Source organism: Succinimonas sp., from assembly GCF_045225735.1.
In the GTDB taxonomy this organism is placed as follows: domain Bacteria; phylum Pseudomonadota; class Gammaproteobacteria; order Enterobacterales; family Succinivibrionaceae; genus Succinimonas.
The window spans coordinates 1-17,388 of sequence record NZ_JBGVBR010000244.1 but is presented as its reverse complement, the minus strand read 5'-3'; the positions used below and the strand labels follow the sequence as shown (position 1 = coordinate 17,388).

Here is a 17,388-nt window from a genome sequence, read left to right as displayed (position 1 = left end):
ATCAGTCAGTGCCCTGCATCACGAAGCCCCGGCGCTTTTCATCAGCATCTTCGGGATACCATTTTTCCAGAAGATCCGAGCTTCTTCTGATTTCCTGACGCCAGGTATCGCCGCCCACTACCACCGGACGCAGCAGAATGACGAGCTCGGTCTTGTGGTCGTAGATGGAACGATTCTTAAAGAGCTCTCCCACTACCGGGATATCGCCCAGAACCGGCACCTTGGAAACCTCGCTGCCCTTCTCATGCCTCATAAGACCGCCGATAAGAATCACGTCTCCGGACTGCGCCTCCACCACGGTGTCAGTCTCCCGGACATCCGATGTGGCCAGCGGGAGCTCCATGTGCTTACCGGCTCCCAGATCAATTGTCTTGTTATCATCCTGCACCATAATCACCGCCGGATGGACATGCATGAGAATCCGGCCGTCTTCGCTGATCTGCGGCAGCACGTCCAGAGACACGCCGCTGAAAAACGGCGAGAAGTCAAAGGAGGAGGACACAATGTTATTGTCAGAGGTGGTGGTGCTGGAATCGGTGCTGATATCGGTAAGATAGTAGGAATCCTTGCCGATCTTCATCACGGAGCGCTGATTGTTAAGCGCGGTGATGCGGGGACTGGACAGGGTGGTAACATCGCCCTGAGTCTGCAGGAGATTAATCAGCAGGGCATATCTCTTATCGGACATGCTGAACTTAAAGCCGCCGCCTAACAGGGAAAACACGCTGCCCTCAATATGACTGGTATTGGCGGCGTAATTCGACATGTTCTTCCCGTGCAAGGCATTGGGATTTCCCAGAATCACGCTCCAGTCAATGCCCTGGGCATAATTCTCGTTAAGATACACCTCAAGAATCTTGGCCTCAATAACCACCTGCCTTCTGAGGGCGTTCTTCGTCTGGTTAAGATAATCCCGGACGTTCTGAATCTCTGACGGCATGCCCCGGACGGTTACGGTGGCTGCCTGAGGATTCACGCTGACCATCCGGCCCTCGCCGGTGCCCAGAATCTTGCTTAAGGTCTTTTCCAGCTCAGTCCAGAAATCGCTCTTGGAACTGGTGCTCAGAGTAACGCCGCTGCCGTCGGAAGAGCTGTCACCGGAATCACTGCTGGAAGAAGACGAAGAAGAGGAATCGGAGGAATCAGAGCTCGAATCCCCGTCTTTAAGCGAGTTATTGCTGATGGAAACGCTTGTGGTGGACTCCCGGGTCAGCAGCATGTAATCCACCGGAATGGTCTCGGTATGAACACCGGCCGGATAGACATAATAGATCTTGCCCTGTTTCTCTGCCCGGTAGCCGTACATTCTGTACACCGCATCAAACACCTGATCCACGGTAACATTGTCAAGATTTACGGTAATGGATCCGGAAACATCAGGATGCACCACCACCGACGCTCCGGAATTGTCCATAAGCCGGGCAAAAAACTCGGCCGCCGGCACCTCGTTAGCCGCTACGCTGATTCTCCGGGAATCCTCGACAGGGGACTCGCTCTGAACCGGCAGATCCGGATTAAGCTCATTCAGCACCTCTTCCGGCACTGCCAGCTTTCCGGATGCCTGATAAGCCTTCTGGAGCTCCGTCTGAACCTCGGCAGGAGCCGGATGACGATAGGTACAGCCCGATGTAATAGTCAGCGCCACAGCCAGCGCCAGCACTGATAATTTACTTATCTTCATTTTTAGTCTCACGTTTTCCGGAGGTGTAAAGGGATAACACAATTCTTTCATCCCCCTGCGGCGCTACCATGATAGCGCTTCTTTTTGTTAATGATATCAGGACATATCCCAGGCACTTGCGCCCTACGTAACAGGTCTGTCCGTTGATAACTGCGCGATCCCGGCCGTATCCGCGCATGACAGCCTGCAGCCGAAGACTGCCCTTGTCTGAATTCTGCGCTGCGGACTTCACAGCCCCGAACAGGGGAGCTGTGGGATCCCGGAGAGCTCCGGCTTCGGCGCTTCCGGTCAGGAAAACCAGGAAAGCCGCCAGCGCAAATGCTAATTTAACCACGAATAAAGTCCTTATTAATGCTGAGAGTATAGATTTCCAAAACCGCTTCAGCCTCCGGATATCCGGTAACCCTGTAGCTGAAGGATTTCCAGAAAAAGCTGGTCTTCATGCCCTCCAGCCCCTCCAGATAATGCATGATATCCATATATCTGCCGTTAAGGGTAACCACCACGCCGTGCTGATACAGCTTCACGTCATCCTTGTGGAAAAGAAGCCGGGGCGGCAGCGAGGACACATTGGTTACCCGCACCGCGGAATTTCCGGCCAGTACTCCCGAGAGAATTCCTGACATCTGGGAGGCGCTGATAAGATTCATGGTCTCTTTGTCAAGGCTTGCATCAAGCTCCGTCAGAGTTTTCCGGTACTCTTCCTTTTCAGCGCGGAGAACGTCATTGGGGTTTTGGGTGAGCATGCCCTGCCATTTTGCCAGATCCTCCTGAGCCTCCGCCAGCTCGGACTGCCGGGCATTCATGCTGTCCTGGGTTCTTTTGGTGTCTGTTTTGTACCTGTCAACAAAGGACAGATACCCCGGAAAAGCAAAAAGAGCCACCCCTACCAGGCAAACCATCACCCGTTCCCGCATGGAGAGGGAGCCAATCTTTTTCTGCAAATCTCTGTAGCTCATTTTTAAGACTCTCCCCTGCTCCCTTTTCTGCCCTTCTCGTCATCAGCGGAATCATCTTCCTTCGTATCGGAAAGACTGAAGCGCAAAGCGCCGGTTTCCTTGTCTGTCTCGACCTTGAGAGCCCCGAAGGTGATATCCTGCAGATTCTCATTGGATCCGAAACGCGAAACCAGCTGCGGCACGGACTCGGATTTGGCAGCCACTCCGGAAATGTTGGCATTAAGTCCGGACAGACTGAAGGAGGTTACACTGACATCAGAGGAGCTTACCTCCGCAAGACCGCGCATAAAACCGGCATAGCCGCGGCTTTTCAGCTTGTCATTGGAGTTAATGAGCTCATACATTTTCTTTTTGCTGTCTACCAGCACCTTCAGATCCTGAACCTCTTTCTGCAAAACCTTGTCCAGCTGCTGCACCGCCACCCGGGCCTGCACCTCAGCCAGCTGTCCCTGAGTTTCGCTCAGCTGATCATTCATCTCCTGATCCTGCTGCTTCACCCTGACGTTCTCGTCCCTGGCATTCATGATCATCAGGGCCATGACCGCAGCCACGCAGATCCACACAATAAACATATGCTCAAGACTGAGCATTACCTTCTTGGGACGGAACTCCGGACGGTATAAATCAAGTCTATTCCTGCGCACTTTTCAGACTGCCTCCCTTAAGAGCCCCGTAAAGGGGAAGATACTGCACTCCGACATCACAAAGCTCGCACACCGGTTTGTTATCGCATACGGAAAACGATGGCTTGGCATTTTTAAAAAGATGCCGCGAGCTGGGAACAACCTCTACGTACCTCCGGTTTTCCGACAGAGCCTGAGCAATGCTTTCCACCTGATCCGTATCCATGAGAATTATCATTCTGGTTACCGGCGGAAGACCCAGCCGGGCGGTAAAGAAATCATCGCACAGCCGGAGCAGATCCATGTCGAGCTGTTCCAGAAGTCCCGCTTCGCTTCCCATGAGAACATTCCCGTCCAGTCCCCGGTAATTGCGCATCACTCTGGTATAGCAGAGCTCGCCGTTATACACGCCGTATACCGTTAAATCCCGGCCCTTTTCAAGATAAAGAAGCAGCGCCAGCTGTTCCACGTATTTCAGGGGAATGGTGGAATCCTTTTTCTTAACGCTCTCGTACTGATAATAGGAAATGAAATCGGCCATGGCCAGCGTGCTTATGGAAATGGAATCCAGAATGGCAATGCTGTTAATCACATCGGCAATGAGAGCAATCAGACGTTTCTCCACCAGCACAAAATTCAGCATCGGACGGGAGGTTTTGCCGGTAAAGGCCTGATAATAATCCCACGTGTAGTCGGTAATCTTGCCGGCCACGGCTCCCTCCAGATCCTTGTACATGGCAATGCCGTGAAGCTCCTCGTCAGTCAGAGCCTCATTTTGCGGCAGCTGTATGGAACTGGTCAGGGAAACGTCCAGAATCGCGCAAACCCGATCCTTGGCATGCACGCCGTTTTTCCCAAAAAGATCCTTTATCGCAACTATCCAGTCCTGAGTGGAATTGCAGGCCTTGAAATCCGTTTTGCTTTTGTCGCGGTTCAGGGAAAGAAACCACACTCCGTCAGCTCTCAGGGCTACGGCCACATTGGGCAGATTTTTCTTTGCCATAAAATAACCCATATCTCTCAGTTCAAGCTACAGAACTTTAGCACGACTGAAAGCATGTTACTAAAGATAAAGTCATATTTTTAGATCTGCCTTTACGATTTTATGATTTTGCGGCATCTCCGCCGGCAGACAGGGATGAAACCGTCTCCGTTTTTCCCGCAAAAAAATGACTGGGAATACGTTTTTCCATGCAAACCGGATGAAAATCTTGAATTTTTCGGGCAAAACCATAAGAATTAACCCCGCGTTTTCGGCCGGAGTTTTATCAAAAAAAGTTTTACTGCTAAAGAATACTTTTTATTTTTCATAAAATTAGTTATAATACGCGGCAAGAAAAGCACAAGGTTCTGCCCTTGGGCAGACCATTAAGATAGCGGCTGACGGTTTTCCGCACGCAAATGCCGTCAGCAGGATGTTTAAGGAGAAATATTTATGGTACGCGGAGTAAACAAAGTCATTCTGCTGGGAAACACCGCAGCAGAGCCGGATTTCAGAGTTCTGGCCAACGGATCAACCAGCATTGCCACTGTGGGCCTGGCCACCAATGAGAGCTACCGGGATCAGAACGGCAATCTGCAGGAGCAAACCGAGTGGCATCGTCTGGTATTCTGGGGCCGCACTGCTGAAATCGCCCGGGACTACATGAGAAAGGGCAGCCAGATTTACGTGGAAGGAAAGATCAAGACCAGATCCTATGACGACCAGCAGGGGATAAAAAGATACACCACTGAAATTCATGTTACCGAGCTTCATCTGCTCTCTCAGAAGCCGGCCGGAAACGGAGCCCCTTATCCGGCCCAGGGTTATCCGCAGCAGGGCGGCTTCCAGAATCAGAATCAAAATGCCTACCCTCAGGGCGGCTATCAGCAGGCTCCTGCCTATCAGCAGCAGCCGGCATACGGTTCTCAGGCTCCTAATAACGGCGGCTTTCAGCAGCAGCCCCCGCAGGGAAATTACCGCAGCAATCCTTCCTATCAGCAGCGCGGCGGTTTTAATGCCCCGGCAAACAACGCTCCCCAGGGAAGCTTCAGGAACGCTCCTCCGGCAGGGGCGGTGCCGCTGAATCCCCAGCCGCAGGATCTGCCGGAAAAAACCGCCGCTCCCCATGAACCCATGCCAAATCCTCATAACTTCCAGATCCCGGAAAACACCGGCGCGCCCGCCAGCGAACCGGATCTCTCTGATGACGGTGAAAACCGCCCCTTCAAGGACGATGATCTGCCGTTTTAATTCAGCGCTTTGAGGCAGCAAAGCTATTTTCAAAAACGGAGCTCAGGCTCCGTTTTTTCCATAAACGCCCCTCAGGGCAGCCTTCAAGGAGTTTCTCATGACGGCGGAAATAGTCGTAACCGGAGCCCGCACCCACAACCTCCGCAATATCAGCGTCAAAATCCCCAAAAACAGATTCTGCGTCATTACCGGCCTTTCCGGCTCCGGCAAATCATCTCTGGCCTTCGACACTCTCTACGCCGAAGGTCAGCGGAAATACGTGGAATCGCTGTCGGCATATGCCCGGCAGTTTCTGGATCTCATGGACAAACCGGACGTGGACAGCATCACCGGGCTGTCTCCGGCCATCTCCATTGAGCAGAAGGCCACCTCGCACAACCCACGCTCCACCGTGGGCACCATCACCGAAATTTATGATTATCTCCGCCTTCTTTATGCCCGTACCGGCATTGCCAGATGCCCGGAGCACCGCTGCGAACTCAAGGCCCAGACGGTGAAGCAGATGACTGCGGCCATCATGGCCCTGCCTCCGGAATCCAAGATTATGATTCTGGCTCCGGTAGTGAGAAACCGCAAAGGGGAATACCGGCAGCTTCTGGGAGATCTGGCCCGGCAGGGCTATATCAGAGCCCGCATTGACGGAGAAAACTGCGAGCTTTCCGATCCCCCGGATCTGGATCTCCACAAAAAACACACCATTGAAGTAATCATTGACCGGATGCGGATAAAAGCCACTGACGAAATCAGGCAGCGCACAGCCGATGCTCTGGAGCTGGCTCTTAAAATGGCCGACGGCCGCGCCCGGGCCGTATCCATGGATAACAGCTTTCCCGATATGGACTTTTCCGCGCAATACGCCTGCCCGGTATGCAACTATACCCTGACGGAACTCGAACCCCGGAACTTCTCCTTCAACAACCCCAATGGCGCCTGTCCCGAATGCGACGGTCTGGGAGTCCGGGAGGTTTTTATTCCGGAAAGCTTTATTCTCGACAAGGGGAAATCCCTTAACGAGGGCGCCATAAAATACTGGAGCCCCTCTTCAAGCTACAATTTTGCCTTCATCACAGGACTTTCCGAAAAGTTCGGCTTCAGTCTGGACACCCCGCTCAGGGATCTTTCCCCGGAAGATCTGCATCGTATTTTTTACGGCACCGGAACAGAGGAAATAAAAATCGCCTTCAGCTTCGGCGAGGGGGAATTCCGCAAGACGGCACCCTTCGAGGGTATAATTCCCAATTTCACCAGAAAATATCAGGAGGCCTCTGACAAGCAGAAGGAGGATTACACCAAATACCTTACCACTCTCCCCTGCTCCTCCTGTCAGGGCACCCGCCTCCGGGAGGGATACCGTCATGTCTTTCTCCGGGATTCCGGCGGACAGGAGTTTTCCATATCATCTCTGGGCAATCAGACCATCCGGGAAAATCTGGAGTTCTTTAATACTCTGGAGATGTCGGAGCAGAATCAGAAGATTGCCTCCCGGATTCTCCGGGAAATCAAAAACCGGCTGACCTTCCTGATAAATGTAGGACTGGACTACCTCACCCTGAACCGTTCCAGCGAAACTCTTTCCGGCGGCGAGAGTCAGAGAATCCGGCTGGCCAGCCAAATCGGTTCCGGTCTTACCGGAGTTATGTACGTGCTGGACGAGCCCAGCATCGGTCTTCACGAACGGGATAATTCCCGCCTTCTGGAATCCCTTTTCCATCTCCGGGATCTGGGGAACTCCGTAATCGTGGTAGAGCATGACGAAAACACCATCAGAAGGGCCGACCATATTATTGACATGGGCCCCGGCGCGGGAATTCACGGCGGCAGCGTCATCGCAGAAGGAACAGTACAGGAAATTATCAAAGCCCCGGAATCCCTTACCGGTCAGTACCTGTCCGGCCGGAAAACCATCTCCGTGCCGGCCAGAAAAAAGCCCGGCCGGAATTTCCTCGTGCTCTCGGGAGCTTCCGGCAACAACCTTAAAAATGTCACCCTGAAGATCCCCGCCGGACTCTTCACCTGCGTAACCGGGGTTTCGGGATCCGGCAAATCCACTCTGATAAACGATACGCTTTTCCCGGCGGCGGAACAGGTGCTTAACAAAGCCGTACTGGCACGTCCCGCCCCCTATGCGATGATTTCCGGGCTTGATTATTTTGACAAGGTCATCAGCATCGATCAGTCCCCCATCGGCCGCACCCCCAGATCCAATCCGGCAACCTACATCGATCTCTTTTCTCCCATAAGAAGCATTTTTGCCGACACCCGGGAAGCCCGGGCCCGGGGGTATCAGCCGGGACGCTTCTCCTTCAATGTCAGGGGCGGCCGCTGCGAAGCCTGTCAGGGAGCCGGGCTTATCAAGGTGGAAATGAACTTCCTGCCCGATGTTTATGTGGAGTGCGAGGAATGCCGGGGCAAAAGGTACAACCCCGAAACCCTGGATATCGAATACAAGGGCAAAAACATCAACGATGTCCTCAATATGACCGCTGAGGAAGCCCTGGACTTTTTTCAGAACTATCCGGTGCTCAAAAGGAAGCTGGAAACCCTGCGGGATGTCGGTCTCTCGTATATCACCCTGGGACAGAGCGCCACCACATTTTCAGGAGGCGAGGCGCAAAGGATCAAGCTGGCCAAGGAGCTTTCCCGGCCGCAGACCGGCTCCACTCTCTACATTCTGGACGAACCCACCACCGGTCTCCATTTTCATGATGTCCAAATGCTGCTGTCCGTGCTGTTCCGCCTCCGGGATCTGGGGAATACCGTAGTGGTTATCGAGCATAACATGGATATGATTAAAAGCGCCGATTATATTGTGGATATGGGGCCGGAGGGAGGAGATCGCGGCGGCATGATTATCGCGGCCGGTTCCCCGGAGGAAATTGCCGGAGATTGCCATAAAACCGGATCATATACGGGACAATTCCTGAAAAAATATTTAAAATGACAGGAGCAGAATTCAAGTATTTAAATGAGGATTTCCTTATGTCTTTCAAATTAGACGACATCCAGTACAATGCCGCCCTGAAGCTCAATGCTGAGTACCGGTATCACAATTTCCTGCAAGGCGCCAAAAAGGGACTCGAGGTTTTTGTCCTCAAAAAGGACGAAGATGACATTCTTTTCCTGGAAACTGACGGCGACAACGGCGAAACCATCAGCGTCCTGCCCCTCTGGAGCCATGAACGCTTTGCCCTCAACTATGCTGAAAATAATGAAATCGCCCAGGGATATCGGCCGACGGCCATCGGACTTGCAATCTTTCTGGAGTCCTGGCTGCCGCAGCTTAATGCCTCCGGCATTGAATATGCCATCTTCCCGGTAGGAGAGAATGACTGCAACATTGTCACTGATGAAGACCTGCTCCGGGATTTTGAATATTCCAATCCCGAACAGTAATTCCGCTCCTTCCCGCTTTTCTGAAGCCGCCGACCCTTCGGCGGTTTCTGTTTTTATGCCTTGCCGCTGTCCTGCCTGAATCAGGACTTCCCCGGAAAAAATCGGCACCTCAGTCATAAATCAGACATGAAAACGTGGATCGCTGTTCACCCTGTGAATAGAATTCTAATGACGGGATGTCATTTTTCTTCGTACCACGGCCATCAGCCGGAAATCGGTTTTCATGATCAGAGGATAGCTGAATATGGGTTCACGCAAAAAGATTTTTTCCTTAAAAAATATCACTGTAGCTGCCGCCCTGTTCTCGTTTTCGGTTCTGCTGCCCGAGGCATCTGCCGAAAGCAAATCTCATGATGAAGGCAGGTATTCTGAAACCGTCAAAACCCTTAAATCCATGATCCGTGTCATGCGCTACACTGCTGATATGGTTTACGCCAAAGCTGCTGTCTCGGGACACGCCAATCCAAACGGCTATTTCTGTCCCAAGGGCGAAGGCGCCATATGCAATGATAATGAAAAAATCAAAATGAGATGCGGTTTTCCTGATGCCACCCCGGACGGGATCATTCGGGCCATGGATTTTAACATCGGTTTGAAGGAAGAGGACAAACCGGAGCCGGATACCCCGTGGATTTACGTATACAAGGAATGGAATAAGGATGCCACTCAGATTCTGGTAACCAAAAAGGGGCTGCCCATTCCTGACGCTTTCCAGTCCGAGGACGAATGGACCTATAAGAACAAGTGCTACATTTTTTATAACACCCCGTGTTTTCAGGATCCTAACTACTCCAAGTTTGACGGCAATTTGAACGGCGTGCAGTTCCGCGTCTTTACCGACGGCTGCTGATTTACCGCGCTGGTCTCCTCATCATTTCCCGCTTACAGCGGCCCCGCTCATCCCGGGGCCGTTTTTCATGGTCTTTGCGACTTCGGCTAATCTGAGCTTCTGAGTCCTTCCGGAATGTATCCGAGACAGGAGGCCAGCTCCCTTTCCAGATCCTGAAGGCTTCTGCCGGTGCGGCGGGCGTAATCTGCAAGCTGATCCTGACCTACGCCGCTGACCGTAATGTAATCGGCTTCTCTGTTCCCAAAAACATAGGCCGTTACCGAGCTCACCGGAATGGTCATGAAGCTCTCGGTAAGCCGGAGATCGATGGCGGTATCCGGATGCAGAATCTCCCAGAAAAGCTGCTTTTCATGATGATCCGGACAGGAGGGATAGCCCGGAGCCGGACGAATGCCCGGAGCCTTTTCCTGAAAAATTTCTTCCGGATCCGAGGATTCAGCGGAATACCCCCAGTATTTCGTGCGGATCAGGTAGTGAAGATAAGAAGCCCCGGCCTCCGCCAGTCTGTCAGTGAGAGACTGCAGCAAAAGACTGCCGTAAATATCTTTTTCCGCCCGGTATTTTTCCAGAAGATGCGGGGATCCGGCATTCACCGCCAGAAGTCCCAGAGCATCATCTTCGGTATCTACATAATCCGCCAGACACCCATTTCTCGCCTGGTCGCCCTTTCCGGCAATCTGAGATCTCAGGAAATTGAACACCCGATCCCCTGAAGCGGTATGAACCGTAACCGCATTTCTGCCGGAACGCTCCGCCGGGAACAGGCCGAACACCGCCTGAATCCGATAATCCGGCATGTTCTCAAGCTCATCCAAAAGGGCATTAGCCTCTTCATAAAGCTTAACCGCCGAGGGATTAGTCTCAGGATGACTGAGGAGCTCCCGATAGTCCTTACGGTATTCCCAGAGATTGAAAAAGCCCTGCCAGAAGATCAGCGGCCGAATGTCCTGAAGCCGGAGATCCAGAGTTTTTACGCCGGTAAAACTGGGGCGCGGCGGCTTCGATAGGGTAAAATCCGGACAAATAGCTCTGCTTTCCGCTTCGGCAAAGGACAAGGTCTCCATCCGGGCATACTTAAGCTCGTGAAGATGCCTTTCAAAGGCATACTCCTCCCGGAGCTTTTTAATATATGCGGGCCGGAGATCCGGAGACAGCAGGGACTGCGCCACGGTAACCGCCCGGCTGGCATTTGACACATAAACCACCGGAGCGGCATATTCCTTCTCCAGCTTAACCGCCGTATGAGCCTTTGAAGTAGTAGCCCCGCCGATCATTACCGGGATATGAAGTCCGCGCCGCTCCAGCTCCTGAACCACGCGCACCATTTCGTCCAGAGACGGGGTAATAAGCCCGGAAAGCCCGATAATGTCAGCATGCTCCCGCACCGCGGCATCAATGATGTCCTGACAGGGTACCATAACGCCCAGATCAATGATTTCATAGTTATTGCACTGCAGCACCACGGATACGATGTTCTTGCCGATATCATGAACATCGCCCTTGACGGTGGCCATAATGATTTTGCCGCTGGAACGCGCTGATTTCTGCTCCTCCCGGATATAGGGCTCCAGAAATGCCACGGCTTTTTTCATCACCCGGGCGGATTTAACCACCTGGGGCAGAAACATCTTGCCGGCTCCGAAGAGATCTCCAACGCGGGTCATGCCATTCATAAGAGGCCCTTCAATAACCTCAATGGGCCGGGGCAGCAGCTTGCGGAGTTCCTCGGTATCCTCTTCAATATACTTGTCAATGCCGCTTATCAGGGAATACTCTATCCTCTTCTCCGGGGGTTCGGATCGCCAGGAAAGATCCTCCTCCTGATGTCCGGGATTATTAAGACTGCCGCCTGATTTGTATTTTTCCGCTACCGCCAGAAGACGTTCGGTGGCGTCAGAGGAGGTGTTAAGCACCACGGCCTCCACCAGATCCCGGAGCTCTGCGGGAATATCATCGTATACCGCCAGCTGTCCTGCATTCACAATGCCCATGTCCATGCCGTTTGCGATGGCATGATAGAGAAACACGGTATGAATGGCCTGTCTCAGAGGCTCATTCCCCCGAAAGGAAAACGACACATTGGAAACACCGCCGGAAATTTTGGCATAAGGCAGGGTCTCTTTGATGGTTTTGACGGCATTGATAAAATCCAGAGCATACCCGTCATGCTCCGGGATGCCGGTGGCCACGGCAAAAATATTGGGATCAAAAATAATATCCTCCGGAGGAAAACCGATCTCCTCCGTAAGCAGCTTGTAGGCCCGGGTACAGATCTCCACCTTTCTGTCGTAGGTATCCGCCTGTCCCTTTTCATCAAAGGCCATAATTACCGCAGCAGCCCCGAATCTGCGGATTTCCCGGGCATGAGCCAGAAACTTTTCCACGCCCTCCTTCATGGAAATGGAGTTAACCACGGGCTTCCCCTGAACGCAGCGCAGCCCGGCCTCCACCACCTCCCATTTGGAAGAATCGATCATTACCGGCACTCTGGCAATGGCCGGCTCAGCGGCAATCAGATTCAAAAAGGTTCTCATGGAGGACACGGCGTCAATCATGCCCTCATCCATATTGATATCAATAATCTGAGCTCCGTTTTCCACCTGAAGCCGAGCCACGTCCACGGCCTCCTCGAACGTGCCGGATTTTATCAGGCGGCGGAAGCGGGCGCTGCCGGTAACATTGGTGCGTTCGCCCACATGGATAAACATGGAGTTATCATCGATAGTGAGAGGCTCCAGGCCGGCCAGACGGCAGGCAGGAGCAATATTGTCCGGAAGAGCCCGGGGTTTAAGCCCGGAAACAGCCCGGGCAATGGCCCTGATATGATCGGGATTGGTGCCGCAGCAGCCTCCCACTACATTCACAAGTCCGCTTTCCGCCCAGATTCTTATGGCGGCCGCCATGTCTTCCGGGGTGAGATCATAGCCGCCGAAGGCATTGGGAAGTCCCGCATTGGGATACACCGCCACATAGGTCTCCGCATAACGGCTGAGATCCTTCACATAGCCGGTAAGCTCGGCCGGCCCCAGGGCACAGTTAAAGCCGAAGGTCAGGGGTTTGGCATGGCGCAGACTGTTATAGAAGGCTTCGGGGGTCTGTCCGGACAGGGTTCTTCCGGAGGCATCGGTAATGGTGCCCGAAATCATAATGGGAAGGGAACGGTTCTTTTCCGCAAACACTGTCTCCGCCGCATACACCGCTGCCTTGGCATTCAGGGTATCAAAAATCGTTTCGATGATAATAAGATCCGCCCCGCCGTCCATAAGGCCCCGAACCGCTGTCGCATAGCCCTCGGCCAGCTCGTCAAAGGTGATATTCCGGGCTCCGGGATCATTCACATCCGGAGATATGGAACAGGTTCTGTTGGTGGGCCCCAGCACTCCTGCCACAAAACGGGGCTTCTCCGGGGTGCGGGCATTAAACTCATCCCGGGCCTCGCCGGCAATTTCCGCAGCCCTCAGATTAATCTCATAGGCCCGATCTGAAAGCTGATAGTCCGCCAGGGGAACCGGAGTGGCATTAAAGCTGTCCGTCTCGATAATGTCGGCGCCGACGTCAAGGTAGGCAGTATGAATGCTCTTTATCACATCGGGCCGGGTCAGACACAGCACATCGTTGCAGCCCCGAAGATCCACCGGACTGGACTTAAAAATCTCTCCCCGAAAATCCTGTTCCGTAAGACCGAAGCTCTGCACCATGGTGCCCATGGCTCCGTCTATGACCAGAATGCGCTTCGCCATCTCACGGAGAATGATTTCCCTGACATTTCTTTCTGTTTTTGCCATATCGTCTTTTATCTTGCTGTCCAACTTGTCGTTCCCCGTCCCTTTCTGTTCTTCAGCAGTCCTCAGTCTCTTTTGGCATTCAGGTCAAAGGGCGTTGCCTGATAGACATAGTAGTTAAGCCAGTTTGAAAACAACAAAAAGCCGTGGCTTCTCCAGGTGCAGAGAGGGACATTGGAGGGATCGTTGTTCGGGTAGTAATTTTCCGGAATCATGGGATTAAGTCCGGCATTGATATCCCGGCGGTACTCATTGTCCAGAGTATTGGCATCATATTCCGGATGCCCGGTGACATAGACCTGCCGTCTGTCCGGAGATACCGCCAGATATACTCCGGTCACATCGGAATCAGCCAGCACCTCCAAATCGGTGTTTTCTTCGATAAAACGGGTTTTAAAGTCCATGTATCTGGAATGAGGCGCCAGGAAAAAGTCATCAAAACCGCGGATCAGAGGGTCGGGAATTCTGGCCGTATGATGCCGGAATACCCCGGACAGCTTGACCTCCCTGAGCTGCGGTTCCAGCCCGTAGAAAACCTTAAACGCCGCCTGCACGCCCCAGCAGTGGAAGCTGGTGCAGGTTACATGCTCCCGGGACCATTCCAGAATCTCGGTAAGGGTATTCCAGTAGCTGATTTCAGAAAACGGCACATGCTCCAAGGGCGCTCCGGTAACAATCATGCCGTCATAGAATCTGTCCCTGACTGCGGCAAAATTCTGATAATAGGTATCCAGATGCGCCTTGGGAGTATTTTTAGAAATATGATTGTCAATGCGCAGGAGATCCACCGCCACCTGCAGCGGAGAATTGGAAAGCTTCCTCATGAACTGAGTTTCAGTTTCGATTTTCTTGGGCATCAGATTCAGAATCAGCACATGAAGCGGCCGGATATCCTGATGCACGGCCCGGGTTTCCGTCATGACAAATACATTCTCAGCAGTAAGAATGGACGCTGCAGGCAAAGCGTCCGGAATTTTTATCGGCATATCTGTTTCCCCGTCTGATTCAGTCACAGGCAACTGTGATATGATCACAGAGCCGGAATAACGCAAAAATACCTTCTATGCGCGGATCTCTTAAACATGGATCCCTGGCATGGATTCCTGAGCAAATGGGCATCAGCAGGCATTGATCTTGCGTAAAGAGCATTATACACACAATGCATGTTCGGAAATAAACTCTGTTAGCGGCAATTGTCCCCCGGAGGCCTCGGATCCTGCTCCGGGAGACTCTGAACCGTTCCTCAGGTGAGACTCGTGCCTCAGATGTTCCGAACAGAAATAAAGAAAAGACTACATTTTACGCTAATGATCTTACAATAGGACAGCTTCGGACAGCAAAAATGACCGCGCCGCTGACTTAAACCGCCAGCCGGGCTGCAAAAACTCTGCAGCCGGGCTCAAGATTTCAAAACACATCTAAATAACGGAGCAGCAGTTCCGGGCCCGGCAGAACCGCAGGGACTGAGACAATGCCGCGCGGATGCTGGCATGGCAGCATTCCGACAATCTAACAAGAACAGGAGAACCTGAGATGTCCCGTCTGCAACTGACATTAATCACCGGTACCGTAATCTTTCTCTACCTGGTGCTGGCGGCTATCTATGGAAACAACCAGTACATTAATGCCGAAGCCGCCGAGATTCTTAAAAACGGTTTTGCCGTGCACTATCTCCAGGATGCAGATGACTTCAGCGGCAACAATCTCCTGACTCTGGTAATATCAGCTCCCCTCAGAATTTATGAAAGCGTCCTTTCGCCGCTCTTCCTGCTGATAATGCTCCGGCTTGGTTCGCTGGGTTTTCTTGTCTGGGCTCTCAAGGGCTTTGTCTCCCGGGTTACTCTGGCCTGGGCCGCAATCATCTATCTGCTTTCGCCCTGGTTTCTGTATAACACGCATTTTTCCTACACGTCGTACATGGAAATCGGAGCTGCTCTCTACCTGCTGACTCTGGTAAAGCTGCGAAACCGGCCTCAGGGCTTTTTTTCCTGCTTCATCTGGAGCTTTCTGCATATTCTGGCCATTGGCTGGTGCCTCCACTTTCACTACTCGGGAGTCATTCTGTGCCTGCTGTCCATAGCGCTGATGTTCAGAAAAGTTCTCTTCGTCAGCATTCCGGGAACCATTATCGGAACAGCATCAGCCGGCTTTCTGGTTTACCTGGGAATTCAGGCCGCGCAAACTAATACCAGCATGTATCTGACCCACGACTTCCATGAAGGCTATCCGGGATACGGCATAACCCACGTTTATCCGGTGCTTAAATCCGCGCTGTACTGGCTGAGATTCAGTTCCATGCTGGGACAAAATCACCTGGTACTGGAAACCGGCTTTAATTGGGTAAGCGCTTCAGAAATCCTGGCGCAGATGTTCCGGATAATATGGCTGGTTGGCGTTAGCATAGCGGGCCTCCTGACCATGCTCTGGAGCGTTCTGGGCAACTGGGCGGCAATCATTGATGTCCGGGGACAGCTTCTTACCAAACAGAAACCGGACAGCGACTCCGGCTACATTTCCATAGTTGCGGTGTTTGCTCTGCTGGCCACCATGATATTTGCCGGTTTTGCTCCCATACTGCTGACTTCCGATGAGCTTAATGTCATCTTCCCCTTCAGTCTGCTGCCGGTGCTGCTTATTATTGACCGGCTGTCAGAGATCAGGCTGGCCCGTCATTTCCTGTTCATGACCGTTATTGGCGGAATTCTGGGGATTATCGGTATTTTCGGAGCGGTAGAATCCTGCAAGTTCGCTGCAGAATTCAATTATTATGAAAACGCCAGCATCCTGGTGGATTCCTTCTTTAACTGATGAATGAGGCTCCGGTTTCTTCGGAGTAACCAGAGCCTCCCGCGCATCACTCTGATCCCGGCTTGCCAGGAAACAAAAAAGGAGTCGCAATGACTCCTTTATCTTTGTTTAAAACCATGTTTTCAGTTTAAAAAATCTGCAATGCGATCCAGAGATTCATCGAACTCCTGACCATTGTTATTCTTGAACACAAAAACATCGCCGACGTTTTCCGGCATGGTGAAGTTGCAGCGGGAGATATACTCATCCCAGTGCTCCAGCTTCCAGGTATCCCGGCTGGAATTGCGTTTTATCATGCGCTCGTGGCAGGTTTCCGGAGAGGTATCCACCCACACCAGAACCAGACGGGCTCCGATCTTTGCAAGCTTGGCTCTCAGATCTGCGATATACTGCGGATTTCTTACTTCCCGGGTGAACGGGGCGTTGATAAGCACGTTATCCTCGTATTCCAGAGCCTCAAAGGCTAAATCAAGCACCGCATAATACTCATAATCTCTGATATGCTCTTCAAAGAAATCTGAACTGCGGTTATATTCCTGATTAGCAACCACAAAAATCTGTTTAGAAAGAACAATGAGCGTATCCTTATCAAGATATACAACATGATCTAACTTTTTAGCAATTGCCTTAGATACATATGTCTTACCACAGGCTGGTGGCGATGTCACAAGAATCAAACTCTTCATAATTTATGGTCACTAAACAAATGATTTACAAAAACAACTACGGGGACTGGTAACGATTAAAAATTGTCCTGGAATGCATTCCCTCATAAATCCCGGCTATCCATTGTATCACGTGAAAACGCTTTTTAAAAGAACCGTCCCCTGCCGCTTTCCGCAAAAAAAACAGAACTGCTCCGGAAGGTATGTAATTCTAAAGACCGGAAACAGTTTTTCCGCTGCCACGGCACAGCTCCCGCAATTTACGGATAAGCCAGAACAAAATCAGAAAACCCCGAAAACGAAAAAGGGAACCCTGAGGCTCCCTTTTCCTAAAAAACATGCCTGACGATGACCTGCTCTCACATAGCGAATGCTACACTACCATCGGCACTGA

13 protein-coding genes are annotated in these 17,388 nt (G+C 52.1%); 5 read left to right on the top strand and 8 right to left on the bottom strand.

Features of this window, described 5'->3' with window-relative positions:
• Position 1: 1 nt before the first annotated feature.
• Genes mshL through ACJROR_RS08450 form a run of 5 tightly spaced genes read right to left on the bottom strand, consistent with a single transcriptional unit; the run spans position 2 to position 4,266 of the window.
• Positions 2 to 1,681, bottom strand: a complete 1,680-nt coding sequence (mshL, locus tag ACJROR_RS08470) for a pilus (MSHA type) biogenesis protein MshL (RefSeq protein ID WP_406546747.1) — start codon at positions 1,679 to 1,681, stop codon at positions 2 to 4.
• Positions 1,668 to 2,015, bottom strand: a complete 348-nt coding sequence (locus ACJROR_RS08465) for a hypothetical protein (protein WP_406546746.1) — start codon at positions 2,013 to 2,015, stop codon at positions 1,668 to 1,670. Before ACJROR_RS08465 ends, mshL begins: the two co-directional genes overlap by 14 nt.
• A complete protein-coding gene (locus tag ACJROR_RS08460) occupies positions 2,008 to 2,640 on the bottom strand; it encodes a hypothetical protein (RefSeq protein WP_406546745.1) in 633 nt (210 codons plus the stop codon). Before ACJROR_RS08460 ends, ACJROR_RS08465 begins: the two co-directional genes overlap by 8 nt.
• 2 nt (positions 2,641 to 2,642) lie before the next feature.
• Complete coding sequence (locus ACJROR_RS08455; RefSeq protein ID WP_406546744.1) at positions 2,643 to 3,284, bottom strand: PilN domain-containing protein; 642 nt, start codon at positions 3,282 to 3,284, stop codon at positions 2,643 to 2,645.
• Positions 3,271 to 4,266: a hypothetical protein gene (locus tag ACJROR_RS08450; protein ID WP_406546743.1), complete on the bottom strand. Its 996-nt coding sequence runs from the start codon at positions 4,264 to 4,266 to the stop codon at positions 3,271 to 3,273. The genes ACJROR_RS08455 and ACJROR_RS08450 overlap by 14 nt, the downstream gene beginning before the upstream one ends.
• Before the next feature lie 432 nt (positions 4,267 to 4,698).
• Here ACJROR_RS08450 and ACJROR_RS08445 point away from each other — a divergent pair, with 432 nt between their 5' ends.
• The 4 genes from ACJROR_RS08445 to ACJROR_RS08430 all read left to right on the top strand — a co-directional run bounded on the left by ACJROR_RS08445 (position 4,699) and on the right by ACJROR_RS08430 (position 9,739).
• Positions 4,699 to 5,496, top strand: coding sequence for a single-stranded DNA-binding protein (locus ACJROR_RS08445; protein WP_406546742.1), 798 nt, complete (start codon positions 4,699 to 4,701; stop codon positions 5,494 to 5,496).
• Between the two features lie 97 nt (positions 5,497 to 5,593).
• Positions 5,594 to 8,437, top strand: a complete 2,844-nt coding sequence (uvrA, locus tag ACJROR_RS08440) for an excinuclease ABC subunit UvrA (RefSeq protein ID WP_406546741.1) — start codon at positions 5,594 to 5,596, stop codon at positions 8,435 to 8,437.
• A 38-nt stretch (positions 8,438 to 8,475) separates the two neighbouring features.
• Positions 8,476 to 8,889: a DUF2750 domain-containing protein gene (locus tag ACJROR_RS08435; protein ID WP_406043319.1), complete on the top strand. Its 414-nt coding sequence runs from the start codon at positions 8,476 to 8,478 to the stop codon at positions 8,887 to 8,889.
• A 244-nt stretch (positions 8,890 to 9,133) separates the two neighbouring features.
• Positions 9,134 to 9,739, top strand: a complete 606-nt coding sequence (locus ACJROR_RS08430; RefSeq protein ID WP_406043317.1) for a hypothetical protein — start codon at positions 9,134 to 9,136, stop codon at positions 9,737 to 9,739.
• 86 nt (positions 9,740 to 9,825) lie between these two features.
• Here ACJROR_RS08430 and metH read toward each other — a convergent pair whose 3' ends face one another.
• Together metH and metA are read right to left on the bottom strand one after the other, a co-directional pair.
• Positions 9,826 to 13,524 carry a methionine synthase gene (gene metH, locus ACJROR_RS08425; RefSeq protein WP_406546755.1) on the bottom strand — a complete coding sequence of 1,233 codons (3,699 nt, stop codon included), beginning with the start codon at positions 13,522 to 13,524 and terminating at the stop codon, positions 9,826 to 9,828.
• Positions 13,525 to 13,586: 62 nt separating this feature from the next.
• Positions 13,587 to 14,507, bottom strand: coding sequence for a homoserine O-succinyltransferase (gene metA, locus ACJROR_RS08420; RefSeq protein WP_406043315.1), 921 nt, complete (start codon positions 14,505 to 14,507; stop codon positions 13,587 to 13,589).
• Positions 14,508 to 15,054: 547 nt separating this feature from the next.
• On the opposite strand from metA, the gene ACJROR_RS08415 reads away from it, so the two are divergent.
• On the top strand, positions 15,055 to 16,329 hold the full coding sequence (locus tag ACJROR_RS08415) for a hypothetical protein (RefSeq protein ID WP_406546740.1): 1,275 nt from the start codon (positions 15,055 to 15,057) through the stop codon (positions 16,327 to 16,329).
• A 122-nt stretch (positions 16,330 to 16,451) separates the two neighbouring features.
• Here ACJROR_RS08415 and ACJROR_RS08410 read toward each other — a convergent pair whose 3' ends face one another.
• Positions 16,452 to 17,015, bottom strand: coding sequence for an AAA family ATPase (locus ACJROR_RS08410; RefSeq protein WP_406043311.1), 564 nt, complete (start codon positions 17,013 to 17,015; stop codon positions 16,452 to 16,454).
• Positions 17,016 to 17,388: the final 373 nt, after the last annotated feature.

Coding starts and splice junctions, on each gene's coding strand:
- ACJROR_RS08410 (WP_406043311.1), bottom strand. CDS start 17,015: ATGAAGAGTTTGATTCTTGTGACATCGCCACCAGCCTGTGGTAAGACA.
- uvrA (WP_406546741.1), top strand. CDS start 5,594: ATGACGGCGGAAATAGTCGTAACCGGAGCCCGCACCCACAACCTCCGC.
- ACJROR_RS08460 (WP_406546745.1), bottom strand. CDS start 2,640: ATGAGCTACAGAGATTTGCAGAAAAAGATTGGCTCCCTCTCCATGCGG.
- ACJROR_RS08450 (WP_406546743.1), bottom strand. CDS start 4,266: ATGGCAAAGAAAAATCTGCCCAATGTGGCCGTAGCCCTGAGAGCTGAC.
- mshL (WP_406546747.1), bottom strand. CDS start 1,681: ATGAAGATAAGTAAATTATCAGTGCTGGCGCTGGCTGTGGCGCTGACT.
- ACJROR_RS08430 (WP_406043317.1), top strand. CDS start 9,134: ATGGGTTCACGCAAAAAGATTTTTTCCTTAAAAAATATCACTGTAGCT.
- metA (WP_406043315.1), bottom strand. CDS start 14,507: ATGCCGATAAAAATTCCGGACGCTTTGCCTGCAGCGTCCATTCTTACT.
- ACJROR_RS08415 (WP_406546740.1), top strand. CDS start 15,055: ATGTCCCGTCTGCAACTGACATTAATCACCGGTACCGTAATCTTTCTC.
- ACJROR_RS08445 (WP_406546742.1), top strand. CDS start 4,699: ATGGTACGCGGAGTAAACAAAGTCATTCTGCTGGGAAACACCGCAGCA.
- metH (WP_406546755.1), bottom strand. CDS start 13,524: ATGGCAAAAACAGAAAGAAATGTCAGGGAAATCATTCTCCGTGAGATG.
- ACJROR_RS08435 (WP_406043319.1), top strand. CDS start 8,476: ATGTCTTTCAAATTAGACGACATCCAGTACAATGCCGCCCTGAAGCTC.